Below are 14,435 nucleotides of genomic sequence, written 5' to 3'. Positions count from 1 at the left end.
TAGTCAAACAACCTGCTTACGCTGCATGAACTCTGTCAGCGCGAGGAACATCGTAAACCCATCCTCTGTTCCGATCAGCTCACGTATGGAATGCATACCAAACTGTGGTACGCCAATATCCAGCGTTGTTACGCCCAGATTTGCCGCCGTCAATGGTCCGATTGTACTGCCACACCCCATATCACTGCGCACCACGAAGGTCTGATGCGGTAAGCCCAGTTCGTCACTGATATGCCTGTAAACAGCGGCCGAGCGGCTGTTGGTGGCGTAGCGCTGATTATGGTTAACCTTGATAACCGGTCCCTTGTTCAGAATAGGACCATGATTTTCATCGTGCTTGTCCATGTAGTTAGGGTGCACGCCGTGAGCGTTGTCTGCTGAGATCATCATGGAACGGGCAATGGCTTTTGCCTTGCCAGCGCCACACCAGCGATCAAGAACCGCAGTAAGGAACGGCCCCTGGGCACCTTCGGAAGACACGCTGCCTACTTCCTCATGATCGTTACACACCAACAATGCAGCCTCATCGCCAGAGGTGTTCAGAAGCGCCTGCAGCCCGATGTAACAACTCAACAGGTTATCCAGCCGTGCGGATGCAATAAATTCATCACGCAGGCCCACGAACCCGGCTTCCTGAGCATCGTAAAAACCCAGCTCATAGCCAAGAACCTTACGTACTCTGATACCGGATTCGCTGACAATTTGCTGACTGAGAAGATCGTTGAAACTGGTCGCATCGTCTTCCGGAACCTGCATCAGAACCGGCGGCAGGTCTGTCTGGGCATTCACCGTGCGGCTGCTGTTGGCCTCTCTGTCCAGGTGGATTGCCAGGCTGGGAATAAAGGCGACAGGCTTCTGGAAATCGACCAACGTGTCAGTGACCTTGTTATGGTCGTCGAGAAACGTAACTCTCCCTGCCAGCGAAAGATCCCGGTCGAACCAGGGGTTCATCAGAACGCCACCGTATACTTCTACTCCCAACTGAAAAAAACTTTTGCGGCGCAATTCCGGATTGGGCTTTACCTTGAGGCATGGGCTGTCTGTGTGTGCGCCCACCATACGCAACCCCGACGTCGAGGCTTCTCGGGTACCGGTGCGGAAAGCGACGATGGAGGACCCGTTGCGCACAACGTAATAACTGCGATTCTGGCCAAGAGACCAGTCGTCTTTCTCATCCAGCTCTTCAAAGCCGGCTGTATCCAGCCGTTTCTTCATGGTTGCCACGGCGTGCCAGGGCGTGGGTGATGCATTCAGAAACTTCAGCAAATCTTTGTTGAATTCAGCGTGTTCCATGGTGTCCCTGATAGAATGATAATTATTGCCATAGTATGTCATGAAGCCTTACCGCCTCATACCGAAGCAACAGAACTTACTCGTCTGCACCACGAATTCTGCGGCTTATATCTGCCACCTACAACACGGAGACTGACATGCCCGCACCAAAATTTCTCGACATCGAATATTGCCAGACCGACGACGCCCTTTTCCCGACCGCCATCGCCTGGTCACTGGAAGACGGCCAGATGAAAACGGTGGTCATTGCGCCCGCAGAAGAGTGGCTGCCGGACGATGGCGATTTTGGCGACCTGGATATTCCCTACCTCGAGGAACAGGGCGTGCCTTTGCTGGAGCTGATTCAGGAGCTACACCAGGATCTCCCCGACCAGACAATATACGTTGACGGCCTGGATCCGGACGAAATTCTGATGGATATGATTTTCAGCGCCCTGGAACAAGACGCGCCGTTTGAAATCGCACCCATTGCCGAGCTGATCACTGGCATGAGCAGTGAAGTACTGGAAGATCGCCGCCGCCACTTGCTGTTTGAAGAAGGCCTCGAACCGCAGCTGCCCGAAAACGGCGTTTATGCTTTGTTATTGATGGCTCAGGAAGCCGGTCTGTTTGCCGACGATTGATCGCTCGGCTTAACCGACACGGGGAAGTGTGACACGGGTCGACGTAACAATCGGTTACACAAGGCAGACTCAGCCCGTAACCGCTCACGTCAGGAAACCCGATAACAATGAACAAGGTCTTGCGATCGCACCTAATACTCACACTGGTGCCTGTTTGTCTGCTTTCCGCCCAGGCTGCCCTGGCTCAGGAAACGCCCCGTGCAGACAAGCATTACATAGGCCTTCTGGCAACAGCGTTCAACTTCCGTACGATAGGCTCTGCTTCAAACGAGCAGGCCACCGGAAGCGGTGGAACGCTGGTTGCGGGCAGTCACATCAATGATATGTTCCATGCGGAGTTGCGCGCAGGAGGCGGCCTCCGAGATGCCGAGGTACCAGGCAGCGACCTCACCCTCTCTGTCGACTACTTCGCCAGCTGGTATATTGGCCTGCACTACCCTGTTACAGACTATGCCAACGTATACGGCCAGGCGGGGTTTTCTTTCATTCACGGCACGGCCGAACTCGAAAATACCGACGAAGACCAGAACGCCCAGTTCAGGGATCTGGAAGGCGATTTCCCGGACAGCAGTTTCAGCATAAGCTGGGTGTTCGGGCTGGATGTCGAAGTTGTGAGCGACACCTATCTGGTACTTGAGGGCGGAAAACTGTTCAAAGATACCAGCACAGATGCCAATACCTTTCAGTTTTCCGCCGGGCTCAAGTACGAGTTCTGAGATGCCCCGGGAGTGGTTGGAGCAGTATTGCTATGCGTTTTTCCGGATGTGCCAACACCGGTGAATCCGGGCGTTCCGCTGAAAATCCTTATCGAGAGTGCTGGCACTGACTTCCTCCACCTCAAACTCCGAGGCCAGCTCTTCATCAAGCTTGAAGCGCCGGAAGTTGTTGGAAAAAATCAACAAACCATCGGAACTTAGCCTCGTCATTGCCTGCCGGATCAGCTTTGCATGATCTTTCTGCACATCCAGCACTCCCGTCATGCGGGCCGAGTTCGAGAAGGTCGGCGGATCCATGAAGATCAAATCATAAAGCTGATCCGGGGTTGGCCTGGCCGCGAGCCACGCCAGACAATCTGTCTGCTCTACTTTATGTTTGCGGGGATCGGCCTTGTTCAGCGCCAGGTTGTCCTGGGCCCAACCCACATAAGTGTTCGACAGATCCAGACTCAACGAACGGCTGGCGCCGCCGACAACCGCATGAACAGTTGCTGCACCCGTATAACAGAACAGGTTCAGGAAACGTTTACCCTGCGCGTTCTTCTGAATCCAGTGGCGCACAGGGCGATGATCAAGGAACAGCCCGGTATCCAGATAATCTTTGAGATTTACCTTCAGGATGCAACCATGCTCACTTACATTAAAAAACTCTCCGCTGGCATCCTGCTTTTCATACTGACTGGTGCCTGCCTGGCGCTGCCGGTGCTTGCAGATCATCCGGCCCGGTTCGATGCCCAGGGCTTCCGGAATGACGGCCAGAGCTTCAGCCAGGCGCTCCCGCGCGGAGCGCTCATCAATCGACTTGGGTGCTGCATATTCCTGCACATGCACCCAACCCTCGTAGATATCAATCGCAATCGCGTATTCAGGCATATCCGCATCGTATAGACGGTAACAACCTATTTGCTGTTTGCGCGCCCACTGGCCGATAGATTTCATATTTTTCTTCAGCCGGTTGCGCAGCATGGCTGCGCGCTCCTCATTCGCAATCCGGGGCGATACTTCACCCGGCGCAGCAGGTTCCCGGGGCTTGCGCACACTGGCTTCGTCTATGGTGAACAGCAGAAGTTGCGCCGGCAGCTTGCCGTTAAACAGTTTGTACTGTTTAAAGCTGCGTAGGCCAATGGACTTACCGAACTCCGGAGCACCGGTAAACACACCAAGTTGCCAGCCTGATGCTGCCTTTTTTACGGCATCGCCAAGTGATTCATACAGGCTTGCAAGGGCGGCCCTGTCGCTCAGGCGTTCGCCATAGGGAGGATTCACTAAAACCAGACCGGTTTCCGCACGGTCGTCTCCCAATGAAAGCTCTTCGATTGGTTGGGCCTGGAGCTCAACCAGACCCTCAAGGCCGGCTCTCTGAGCGTTATTGCGTGCGGTGGAAATAACCCTGCTGTCCTGATCAAAGCCGTAAAATCCGGGTAGTTTCCCTTGCTTGCCGTCATAAGCGCGTCTTTCCGCTTCCTGGCGCAAGACCAGCCAGGCTTCAGGCTGGTGCCCCAGCCATTTCTCAAAGCCAAATCGCTCCTGGCGACGACCCGGAGCGATATCCAGCGCCATCATAGCGGCTTCTATAACCAAGGTGCCGGAACCACACATAGGATCAACAAAATCACCGCCTGCGGCTGCAATTTCAGGCCAACCTGCACGCATCAACAAAGCCGCCGCGAGGTTCTCTTTCAAAGGCGCCAACCCCTGCTCTGTGCGGTAGCCGCGCTGATGCAAACTGTGGCCACTGATATCAATACCCAGAGCAAGCCGGCCACGATGCAGCCTTGCCGATACGGTTACATCCGGCATCTTGGCTTCTACCGCAGGGCGCTTTCCGCCGCTCATTGTGAAGCGATCCACAATGCCGTCTTTCACGCGCTGGGCACCAAACTGGGTGTTACGGATCGCCTCATTCTCGCCAATGAAATTGACGCGAAAACTGCTATCTACCGAGATATGCTGCTGCCAGTCCAGGTGAACTACGCCATCATAGAGCTCATCGGCACTGGTAGCCGCTACCTCATCAATATGGAGGATTACCCGGTTTGCCAGGCGCGACCAAAGACAGGCACGGTAGCCAGCCTCCAGCGGACCCTCTACCCAGGCACCAGCGGGTGCGTTTCTCACCAGCCCAAGACCAAACGTGCTGAGCTCGTCCGCCAGAAGGTATTCAACACCCTTTGGGCAGGTTACAAAAAAGACAGATTTGGACAAGTTCAACTCCAGGTTCTTTGGCAATTCCCGGTAAGTACCGGTAATAGCAGCGGTCATAGGTTTTGGGCAATTCTTTTTATCTCGTATCGATCTATAAACGCATTTATTAAGATCAAAACGATAGTGTACTTCTACTTAAGGTTAAGCTTACCTTGTAGGTGACGCGTCGTTCGGGGAGGTTAAGCCCTCCCGTTAACAGGATCCTGACTGCTCTGGCTGGAGCTGACAATAGTGGGTTGTCCCTGAGTGGATTCCACACTCCGTAGCCATTGTAGAAGTGTACACGCTTGTTCTGTTAATCCATTAGTGAGGAACGGCATGAAAAGACAGAAAAGAGACATGTACGCTCGTGCATTCAAGCGGGGATACCTCGCTGGCGTGTCCGGCAAATCCAAAGACAGCTGCCCTCTCGAACAGGCAGAGGTTCGCCAGGAATGGCTGAATGGGTGGCGAGAAGGCCGCACAGATCAATGGGATGGCATGACCGGCGTGTCCGGTATTCACAAACTGGCAAACGTCACCACTGCGTGATTTCTGCCGAAATCTCGATATCTTAATCTGATCTTTTAACACTCCAGTTGGGGATAACGCCCCGTAAGGGCCCGCTCAGCGGGCCCTTCTTCGTTTGGCCTTCCGCTGCTTGAGAGCGCTTGAAAAATTATCCGAGCTTCCGGATCGCCTCAACGGTTTCACTGATCAGCTCCGGCCCACGGTAAATAAAGCCTGTATATAACTGAACCAGCTTCGCGCCCGCACGGATCTTCTCAGCCGCACTTTCACCATCTGTAATGCCGCCCACACCAATAATGGGCAGATCGTCACCAAGCTCCGCGTATAGCCCCCGAATAACTCTCAGCGAGGCCTCCCGAACCGGAGCACCACTCAGTCCCCCCGCCTCCTCAGCATGAACGTGGCCGGCAACCGCGTCACGACTTATGGTGGTGTTCGTGGCAATTACACCGTCGAGTCCGGCCTCCTTCAGGGCTGAAGCGACGAACCGGATACCTTGATCGTCCATGTCCGGCGCAATTTTTACGGCAACGGGTACATATCGCCCAAACTGATTCTGGCACTTCAGCTGTTCATCCTTGATGGCATGAAGCAGGCCCTTAAGGGAATCACCAAACTGAAGATCCCGCAAACCGGGAGTGTTGGGCGATGACACATTCACCGTGATGTAATCAGCACGGGTGTATACCGCTGAAATACCCTTTCGATAGTCCAACTCGGCCTCTTCATTAGGTGTGTCCTTGTTCTTGCCCACATTGATACCCAGAATTCCGCGGTAACTGCGTTTGTCCACACGCTCCAGCATGTGTGTCAGGCCCTCATTATTGAAACCCATCCGGTTAATAATTGCCTGATGTTCGGGCAATCGGAACATACGGGGTTTCGGGTTACCAGGCTGGGCAAGCGGCGTAACTGTTCCAACCTCTATAAAACCGAAACCGAGCGCGCCCAGAGCGTCCAGATGATCTGCGTTTTTGTCCAGCCCTGCCGCAAGCCCCACCGGGTTGGGGAAATCCAGCCCCATAACATTAACGGGCAGCGCAGTGGTTTTCGGTGAAAACGCGCCTAACACGCCCAATCGATGCGCCAGATCCAAACCGTTTAGCGCAACGGAATGGGCCTGCTCGGGTGACAGCCGGAAAAGCAGATTGCGAATAACGCCGTACATCTGAAAACTCTCCTGAAAAACCTGTGCGCGAGTATACCGGAAGTTTTCCACAGCGGCCCGGCCACGCGCAAAACCGAGCTAAACAACTGTATCTTTAAGCTCTCGGGTGCTTGTCCACGGAATCTGTGGATAACCCTGTTGAAAATTGCGGGGCAACCTTGCCAATCCCTTGTGATCTGCGCCAATCTACAGATTGATCATTTTTTGATCAGTTTAATTTGTTTTTATTTTCAATAAGTTATAGTGATCAAGCTTTAAATAAAAGGATTTTTGAACAAACTGTCATTCATCCGGAACATTGCTATGATGTGCATAAATTTAGCGGTAGAAGGTCAAAAATCGCCTTGACAGAGCTTTACCAATAGCTCACAACACCGCGAGTAATAAGGCTATACTGATTCTCGCAATTTGATCCGGAGTTTTACAATGCAGCAATCCGACTCACCGGCCCTACGCCATCGTGAAAATCTCGCGAAGGAAATGAAAGCGGCCTCGCGGGTTACTGTTATCGGAATGATTCTCGATGCTTTTCTCGGAATCATTAAAGTCGCAGCGGGCACTCTTTTTCACTCTCAGGCTCTTCTCGTCGACGGGATTCACTCTTTTACCGACGTGGCATCCGACATTGTTGTTCTCGGGGTGATGAAGCTTTCACGCCAGGAGCCAGACGAGAACCATCCTTACGGTCATCAACGCATTGAAACCGTCGGCACCCTGGTGCTTGGTAGTATTCTGATTGCTGTCGGTGCCGCTCTTGCCTGGGAGAATACGCTCAGACTGATTGAAGGTGGCGTTGATACCGTTCCGGAATGGCCGGTACTGGTCGCTGCCGGAGTGTCTGTCGTAGGCAAGGAGTGGATCTTCCGCTACACCCGGCATATCGGTCAGGCCATCCGCTCGGACCTTATTATCGCCAACGCCTGGCACAGTCGCACTGACGCGTTTTCTTCCGTAGTGGTTCTGGTTTCAACGGCGGGCGCTATGCTCGGCCTGGTGTGGCTGGACGTACTCGCAGCCGTCGCCATTGCCGTCATTATTATTCACATTGGCTGGAAGTTCACCTGGGAGAGCGTTCAGGAGTTGGTGGACACCGGGCTCTCCCCGGATGATACCGAAATGCTGAAAACCATAGCCCGCAATACTGACGGCGTGCTGAACGTTCATGAGTTGCGCAGCCGCCGCATGGGACACGACATTCTTCTCGATATTCATCTGGTTGTACGGCCGGAAATCAGCGTATCGGAAGGGCACCAGATTGGTATGCAAGTAGTGACAGGCATGCGCAATGCATTGGAGAATATCCGCGACATAAACTTTCACATTGATGCCGAAAACGACGAAGACCAGTTCCCGACAACCGAACAGCTACCCTCTCGGGCGGAAGTGGGGAGAATCATTGCGGAGCATCTGGGAGAAATACCCCAGCGAAGCCGTTTAAGGCTTCACTACCTCAGAAACAAACTGCATCTGGAGATTTTCCTGGACGAGGAGGACCCCGAGACAATATTTACTCCGGAAAATGTCCGGCATTCTCTGGAAGGTTATTCCTGGTTTGGCAGTGTGAGAATATGGGTAGCCGGCCCGCAGGCCGACTAACACCGTAAGCCAACTGATAGAGCACCGTCGGCCATCAACGCCGGCGGTTCTCCTCCATCCTCGACAGAAATTCCTGCATGATCAATGTGTAGAGTTCGCCACCAAGAAAAAGGTCTTCAACACCGGCATCAATACTTGGATTATCGTTGACTTCGATAACAGCAACCCGGTTTCCGGACTGTTTGATATCCACACCGTAAAGCCCGTTACCGATCAGCCGTGTGGCGTTCAGCGCCGCCTGAATGACATTTCTTGGCACTTCATAGGTAGGCATGGTTTCAAACCCGCCACTCTCGCTCGCCGACTCGCCATGCTGGTAAATCTGCCAGTGACCTTTAACCATCATGTATTTGCAGGCATAGATTGCCCGGCCACCCAGCACGCCAATACGCCAGTCGTAATCGGTGTAAAGGTACTCCTGCGCAAGCACCAGCGCCGACTGGCGGAACAGGTCTTTTAGCCCGGCCCTCAAGGACTTTTCATCTTCCGCCTTGTTCACACCCCGGGAAAAGGCACCGTCCGGTATTTTGATAACAACAGGAAAGCCCAACTCCTGAACCACCTGCTCCACTGCGTCTTTCTGGTCTTTGGAAAGAATCAGTGTTTTGGGTGTCGGAATCTTGTTGTTTTTCAGAAGATCCGCCAGGAAAACCTTGTTGGTGCACTTGAGGATCGACACCGGATCGTCAATCACAACCATGCCCTCCGCCGCCGCCTTGCGGGCAAAACGGTAGGTATGGTGGTCAATGGCCGTGGTTTCACGAATGAACAGGCCATCGTACTCCGGCAGGCGCATGTAGTCCCGACGCGTGATCTGCTCCACATTGATACCGAGTTTGCGACCGGCTTTTTCGAAGCGTTTCAACGCCACCGCATCACTGGGCGGCATTTCCTCATCCGGGTTTACCAGAATCGCAAGGTCGTACCTGTAGCGCCGGCGGGTTCTTGGCTTACGCCAGACCATGCTGCTGAAGCGATCCAGCGCCGAGGCGAAAGCATCCTGCTCCTGCTCATTCAGATCTGCAGGCGCGGCCGGCTTCATGGATTCAATCTGCCAGGACTTGCGACGCCGGAAGACGACCTCAAGAATCGGGCATGGGAAGCGATCAAACAGAGCCCGCGCCACCGGTTTGAGGTCCGGGTGTTCGGTTTGCCCAAAATAGGTGCGAATCCGTACTTCATGGGTGGCATTGCGCTCGTCACTGGCCGGATCGATGACAGAACCTTCCGCCTCCAGCCAATTGATCACACTGGCGTCCAGCTCTTCCAGCTCAAGAGAAAACAGCCCCTTGCGGCTCAGATCGTTCAGCGTCATTATCGATGGCACTACGTGATGGCCCCGGGCTTCGGCCAGCAGCGAACAGTAGTAACCACGGCTCAGGTATTTTGCACTCTGGCACAGGTTGATAACACGAACACGACTGTTGGCCGGTGCGGAAAACTGAAGGTACTGATCAAAACTCAGAACATCTTCGCTGGGGTAGTACGGAGCCCAGTCTTTGGTGCGGTCTACAACGATAAGCAAACGGGACATTAAAGGCACTCCTCCCCGGAGATAATTGCCAATAGAACTGGCCGCAACAATACGCCGCTGCGGGGGTTCGAACAATCGCCGGTTAATGCGTGCTTTTACGCATAAACAGCTTATATTCCTGCACTCAACTCTCTAACATAATAGCTGCATACGGGAAGCCCACCAGCATGCCCCAGCCGATATTCTCAAGGCCAACTTATTCATGTCCGATCTGCACCTCCGGCAAGCCACCAGCGATGATCTGAATGCACTTCTGCAACTTGAACATCGCTGTTTTACGGAAGACCGGCTATCCCGCCGCAGCTTCCGCCGGTTTCTGGACATGCCCCGGGACAGGTTGATTGTCGCCGAAACCAAAAGTGCGGGTGAGAACGAGCTGCTGGGCTACTGCCTGGTTCTGATGAGCGCTGCCACCCGCATGGCGCGCATTTACTCTATTGCCGTGCTGCCGACCGCGCGAGGGCGTGGTGTCGGTGAAAAGCTCGTAAAAATGGCGGAACGTGAAGCGGCAGATGCAGGCCGCATACTGATGCGCCTCGAAGTCCGGGAAGACAACAGCGGCGCCATCGCACTCTATAAACGCCTGGGCTATCGCCAGTTTGGTACTTACCGGGATTATTACGAAGATCACGGCACGGCACTTCGCTTTGAACGACGTATTCTGTTTTACGAACCAACACGGGATTTCATCCCTGTACCTTACTATCCCCAGACAACCGACTTCTCCTGCGGCCCTGCGGCTCTGATAATGGCTATGGCGGCCCTGGACGAGCAGCAATCGCTGACCACTCTGGAAGAACTCCGAATCTGGCGTGAAGCAACAACGATTTTCATGCTGGCAGGTCACGGGGGCTGCGGCCCCCACGGTCTTGCATTGTCGGCCTGGAACCGGGGCTTTGAATCCAGTGCCTGGATCAGTGCCGAAGGTCCATTGTTCCGGGAAACGGTCCGAAACGACGACAAAAAACGGGTTCTTGAACTGGTTCATGAAGGGTTCTTGCACGATATAGGCAAGACGGGCATTGAGTTACACCACGACCCGCTCACACTCGATGCGATGGAGCAGGCACTGCTTGAAGGCCGGATTCCGGTGATTCTTATCAGCACCTGGCAGCTGAACCGGAGCCGGGTACCACACTGGGTAACCGTGTGCGCTATCGACGACCGGTTTGTGTACCTCCACGATCCGGAAATTGACGTGGATGACGGAGAAACCGTGGCAGACAAACAATACCTCCCGTTGGACAAACGGGTGTTCAGCCAGATTTCACGGTACGGCCGCAACCAACCGCTTCAGGCCGCAGTGGTTGTCGGCCCGAAGCGCTGATACGTGTTCAGCCTGTTCGCAGCGCTGCTTCTTTAAGCCCTGAGATTTCATCCCGCAGGCGGGCGGCAGCCTCGAAGTCCAGATCTGATGCGGCCTTATACATCTCGTCTTCAAGGCGCGACACTTCTTTAAGCAACTCGCCGGGCGTTCGCTGGCCAACCCTGGCGCGATACTGTTCAGCTTCTTCAGCCGCTTTCTCTCCAGGCCGAGTGGCTTTGTTGCGGCCTCGGCCTCCGCCGCCTGCGCCTTCCATGACATCCGCAATTTTCTTGTTGAGCCCCTGCGGTGTAATACCGTGGGTTTCATTGTGTTCGGCCTGCTTTGCCCGACGACTTTCGGTTATATCTATGGCGCGCTGCATTGAGCCGGTTATTCTGTCGCCGTAAAGGATGGCCTTGCCGTTAAGATTCCGCGCCGCACGGCCAATGGTCTGAATCAGCGAACGCTCGGAACGCAGGAAGCCTTCTTTGTCGGCATCCAGAATGGCGACCAGTGATACCTCTGGCATATCCAGGCCTTCCCGCAACAAGTTAATGCCTACAAGCACATCAAATTCACCCCGGCGCAGATCACGGATGATCTCTACCCGCTCAACCGTATCAATATCCGAATGCAGGTAGCGCACACGGATATCGTGTTCCATCAGGAAGTCCGTGAGATCTTCGGCCATGCGCTTGGTGAGCGTGGTTACCAGAACCCTTTCATTGACCTTCACCCGGGCGTGGATTTCAGACAGCAGATCGTCGATCTGTGTAGACGCAGGGCGCACTTCAATGACCGGATCCAACAGGCCGGTTGGACGCACGACCTGCTCAACCAACTGACCCGCATGATCGGCTTCGTAATTGCCGGGCGTTGCTGACACAAAGATCATCTGTGGCGCAATTCGCTCCCACTCATCAAACCGCATGGGGCGGTTATCCAATGCTGAAGGAAGCCGGAAGCCATACTGCACAAGGGTTTCCTTTCTGGAGCGGTCGCCTTTATACATTGCGCCGATCTGCGGAATGGTTACGTGGGACTCATCCACAATCAGCAGCGCATTCGGTGGCAGGTAATCAAACAGTGTTGGCGGTGCCTCGCCCGGCTGTCGGCCAGAAAGGTAGCGGGAGTAATTCTCGATGCCGTTGCAGTAGCCCAGCTCGTTCATCATCTCCATATCATAGCGGGTGCGCTCTTCCAGCCTCTGGGCTTCCACCAGCCGGCTGTTATCGCGTAGCTGTGGCAAGCGCTCATCGAGCTCTTTCTTTATCTCTTCAACCGCATCCAGAACCTTCTGGCGCGGCGTTACATAGTGGGATTTGGGATAAATCGTGATTCTGGGAACGCGGCGCAGTACTTCGCCGGTTAGCGGATCAAAGTAGCTGAGGTTCTCGACTTCATCATCAAACAGCTCAATGCGGACCGCTTCTTTTTCCGATTCCGCAGGGAACACATCAATCACATCACCGCGCACACGGTAGTTGGCCCGGTGAAACTCAATGTCGTTGCGGGTGTACTGGAGTTCAGCCAGCCTGCGCAAAATGTGCCTCTGGTCAATCTTGTCACCCCGATCCAGGTGCAACATCATTTTCAGGTAGGACTTTGGATCACCCAGGCCGTATATGGCGGACACTGTCGCCACAATAATTGCGTCCGGGCGCTCAAGCAGGGCTTTGGTGGCAGACAGCCGCATCTGTTCGATATGTTCGTTAATAGAGGCGTCTTTCTCAATGAAAGTATCAGACGAAGGCACATAGGCCTCAGGCTGGTAGTAATCATAGTAAGACACGAAGTACTCAACGGAGTTGTCCGGGAAAAACTCGCGGAATTCGCCATATAACTGCGCAGCCAGGGTTTTGTTGTGGGCCATCACAATGGTTGGTCGCTGCACGGCTTCAATCACTTTGGCAACGGTAAACGTCTTGCCCGAGCCGGTAACACCCAGCAAAGTCTGATGTGCCAGACCGGAGTGAATACCATCTACCAGCCCTGCAATGGCTTTGGGCTGATCACCGGCGGGCTCGAATGGTGAATCAACCTTGAATACGCCTTCCTTAACCGAACTGCTGGATTCGTTACTGGCCATAATTGGCACACAACCTCCGCTCACTCAACATTGGTATCCATGCCAGATCCCGCATTCGCAAGACCTGACCTCAGAGAGAAATTTATTGTTGCGCCGGCTTCATGGTAACATCAACGCGATCGACGGCTGGGCGAAAATCAGCCGATACATGGCAATGATTCAGACACCCCGCCGGTCACAGACCTATCAGACGCAGCTTTAAGGAGCGCAAGTTTGGACCTTCAACTTTCCAGCCGAGTACAGGCAATCAAGCCATCTCCCACCCTCGCGGTAACCAACAAGGCTGCCGAACTTCGCGCAGCAGGCCAGGATATAATCGGCCTTGGTGCAGGCGAGCCCGACTTCGACACCCCGGATCACATCAAACAGGCCGCCATCGAGGCCATTAAAAATGGCCAAACGAAATACACCGCTGTTGATGGTACGCCGGCCCTGAAAAAAGCGATTATTGCGAAGTTCAAACGGGACAACGGCCTGGAATACGAAGCTAACCAGATACTGGTATCAAGTGGGGGCAAACAGAGCTTTTTCAACCTGGCGCTGGCCACCCTCAATGCTGGTGACGAAGCCATTATCCCGGCGCCCTACTGGGTATCCTATCCGGATATGGTTCTGGTTGCTGAAGGCAAGCCGGTTATCATCGAAACTGGCGCAGAAACACGCTTCAAGATCACTCCGGAGCAGCTGGAAAACGCGATTACCGAGCGTACCCGTCTGTTCGTGATCAACAGCCCGTCCAACCCCAGCGGCATGGCTTACACCCTGGAAGAGCTGCAGGCGATTGGCGAAGTGCTGAAGAAGCACCCGAACATCATGATCGCTACTGACGACATGTACGAGCCTATTCTCTGGACCGGCAAGCCGTTCTGCAACATCCTGAACGCTACGCCTGAGCTCTATGACCGTACGTTTGTGCTTAACGGCGTATCCAAGGCGTATTCAATGACTGGCTGGCGTATCGGCTACGCGGCTGGCCCAGCCAGGATCATTGGGTCCATGAAGAAGATTCAGTCTCAAAGCACCTCTAACCCTTGCTCCATATCCCAGGCAGCCGCTACTGCTGCACTGGATGGTGATCAGGCGTGTGTGGGTGAAATGGTCAAGGCCTTCAAACAGCGCCACGACTGGCTGGTAGACGCCCTGAACAAGCTGCCGGGTGTTGAATGCCTCAAAGGCGACGGTACCTTTTATGCATTCCCCAGTTTCCAGGGCGCGATTGATGCCGATTCCAGCGTCAGCAATGATGTTGAGTTTGCAGAAAAGCTTCTTAGCGACGCCGGCGTTGCTCTGGTTCCGGGTTCTGCGTTCGGCAGCCCCGGCCACATGCGTCTGAGTTTTGCGACCAGTATGGATAATCTGGAAAAGGCAATTGAGCGTTTGAAGAAGGCTCTGAGC

General features: G+C 54.2%; 11 protein-coding genes. 6 read left to right on the top strand and 5 right to left on the bottom strand.

The window, feature by feature from the left end; genetic code table 11:
- Positions 1–3: 3 nt before the first annotated feature.
- On the bottom strand, positions 4–1,293 hold the full coding sequence (locus ACN0RL_RS15270; protein WP_417518305.1) for a M18 family aminopeptidase: 1,290 nt from the start codon (positions 1,291–1,293) through the stop codon (positions 4–6).
- 137 nt (positions 1,294–1,430) lie between these two features.
- Here ACN0RL_RS15270 and ACN0RL_RS15265 point away from each other — a divergent pair, with 137 nt between their 5' ends.
- Together ACN0RL_RS15265 and ACN0RL_RS15260 are read left to right on the top strand one after the other, a co-directional pair.
- A complete protein-coding gene (locus tag ACN0RL_RS15265; RefSeq protein ID WP_417518303.1) occupies positions 1,431–1,916 on the top strand; it encodes a hypothetical protein in 486 nt (161 codons plus the stop codon).
- A 107-nt stretch (positions 1,917–2,023) separates the two neighbouring features.
- On the top strand, positions 2,024–2,632 hold the full coding sequence (locus ACN0RL_RS15260; protein ID WP_417518301.1) for an outer membrane beta-barrel protein: 609 nt from the start codon (positions 2,024–2,026) through the stop codon (positions 2,630–2,632).
- A gap of 30 nt (positions 2,633–2,662) precedes the next feature.
- Here the strand turns inward: ACN0RL_RS15260 and rlmKL are convergent, their stop codons facing one another.
- Positions 2,663–4,837, bottom strand: coding sequence for a bifunctional 23S rRNA (guanine(2069)-N(7))-methyltransferase RlmK/23S rRNA (guanine(2445)-N(2))-methyltransferase RlmL (rlmKL, locus tag ACN0RL_RS15255; protein WP_417518299.1), 2,175 nt, complete (start codon positions 4,835–4,837; stop codon positions 2,663–2,665).
- A 318-nt stretch (positions 4,838–5,155) separates the two neighbouring features.
- Between rlmKL and rmf the strand changes: the two genes are divergently transcribed.
- Complete coding sequence (gene rmf / locus ACN0RL_RS15250) at positions 5,156–5,368, top strand: ribosome modulation factor (RefSeq protein ID WP_417518297.1); 213 nt, start codon at positions 5,156–5,158, stop codon at positions 5,366–5,368.
- 127 nt (positions 5,369–5,495) lie between these two features.
- Here the strand turns inward: rmf and ACN0RL_RS15245 are convergent, their stop codons facing one another.
- Positions 5,496–6,515, bottom strand: a complete 1,020-nt coding sequence (locus ACN0RL_RS15245) for a quinone-dependent dihydroorotate dehydrogenase (protein WP_417518295.1) — start codon at positions 6,513–6,515, stop codon at positions 5,496–5,498.
- Positions 6,516–6,941: 426 nt separating this feature from the next.
- Here ACN0RL_RS15245 and ACN0RL_RS15240 point away from each other — a divergent pair, with 426 nt between their 5' ends.
- A complete protein-coding gene (locus tag ACN0RL_RS15240) occupies positions 6,942–8,111 on the top strand; it encodes a cation diffusion facilitator family transporter (protein WP_417518293.1) in 1,170 nt (389 codons plus the stop codon).
- 34 nt (positions 8,112–8,145) lie between these two features.
- Here ACN0RL_RS15240 and ACN0RL_RS15235 read toward each other — a convergent pair whose 3' ends face one another.
- Positions 8,146–9,645, bottom strand: coding sequence for a RimK family protein (locus tag ACN0RL_RS15235; protein ID WP_417518291.1), 1,500 nt, complete (start codon positions 9,643–9,645; stop codon positions 8,146–8,148).
- A gap of 202 nt (positions 9,646–9,847) precedes the next feature.
- Between ACN0RL_RS15235 and ACN0RL_RS15230 the strand changes: the two genes are divergently transcribed.
- Entirely contained in the window at positions 9,848–10,972 is a 1,125-nt protein-coding gene (locus ACN0RL_RS15230) for a GNAT family N-acetyltransferase/peptidase C39 family protein (RefSeq protein WP_417518289.1), read from the top strand.
- 7 nt (positions 10,973–10,979) lie between these two features.
- Here the strand turns inward: ACN0RL_RS15230 and uvrB are convergent, their stop codons facing one another.
- Positions 10,980–13,040 (bottom strand): excinuclease ABC subunit UvrB, encoded by a 2,061-nt coding sequence (gene uvrB, locus ACN0RL_RS15225; RefSeq protein WP_417518287.1) that lies wholly within the window; start codon positions 13,038–13,040, stop codon positions 10,980–10,982.
- A gap of 213 nt (positions 13,041–13,253) precedes the next feature.
- Here uvrB and ACN0RL_RS15220 point away from each other — a divergent pair.
- The coding region (locus tag ACN0RL_RS15220; protein WP_417518285.1) for a pyridoxal phosphate-dependent aminotransferase at positions 13,254–14,435 on the top strand (1,182 nt) is incomplete at its 3' end.

The sequence above is a fragment of the Marinobacter sp. genome, from assembly GCF_048259445.1.
Lineage (GTDB): Bacteria > Pseudomonadota > Gammaproteobacteria > Pseudomonadales > Oleiphilaceae > Marinobacter.
The sequence above is the reverse complement of the archived record's forward strand: the minus strand, read 5'-3'. Positions and strand labels throughout refer to the sequence as shown.

Coding starts and splice junctions, on each gene's coding strand:
- ACN0RL_RS15270 (WP_417518305.1), bottom strand. CDS start 1,293: ATGGAACACGCTGAATTCAACAAAGATTTGCTGAAGTTTCTGAATGCA.
- ACN0RL_RS15265 (WP_417518303.1), top strand. CDS start 1,431: ATGCCCGCACCAAAATTTCTCGACATCGAATATTGCCAGACCGACGAC.
- ACN0RL_RS15260 (WP_417518301.1), top strand. CDS start 2,024: ATGAACAAGGTCTTGCGATCGCACCTAATACTCACACTGGTGCCTGTT.
- rmf (WP_417518297.1), top strand. CDS start 5,156: ATGAAAAGACAGAAAAGAGACATGTACGCTCGTGCATTCAAGCGGGGA.
- ACN0RL_RS15245 (WP_417518295.1), bottom strand. CDS start 6,515: ATGTACGGCGTTATTCGCAATCTGCTTTTCCGGCTGTCACCCGAGCAG.
- ACN0RL_RS15240 (WP_417518293.1), top strand. CDS start 6,942: ATGCAGCAATCCGACTCACCGGCCCTACGCCATCGTGAAAATCTCGCG.
- ACN0RL_RS15235 (WP_417518291.1), bottom strand. CDS start 9,645: ATGTCCCGTTTGCTTATCGTTGTAGACCGCACCAAAGACTGGGCTCCG.
- ACN0RL_RS15230 (WP_417518289.1), top strand. CDS start 9,848: ATGTCCGATCTGCACCTCCGGCAAGCCACCAGCGATGATCTGAATGCA.
- uvrB (WP_417518287.1), bottom strand. CDS start 13,040: ATGGCCAGTAACGAATCCAGCAGTTCGGTTAAGGAAGGCGTATTCAAG.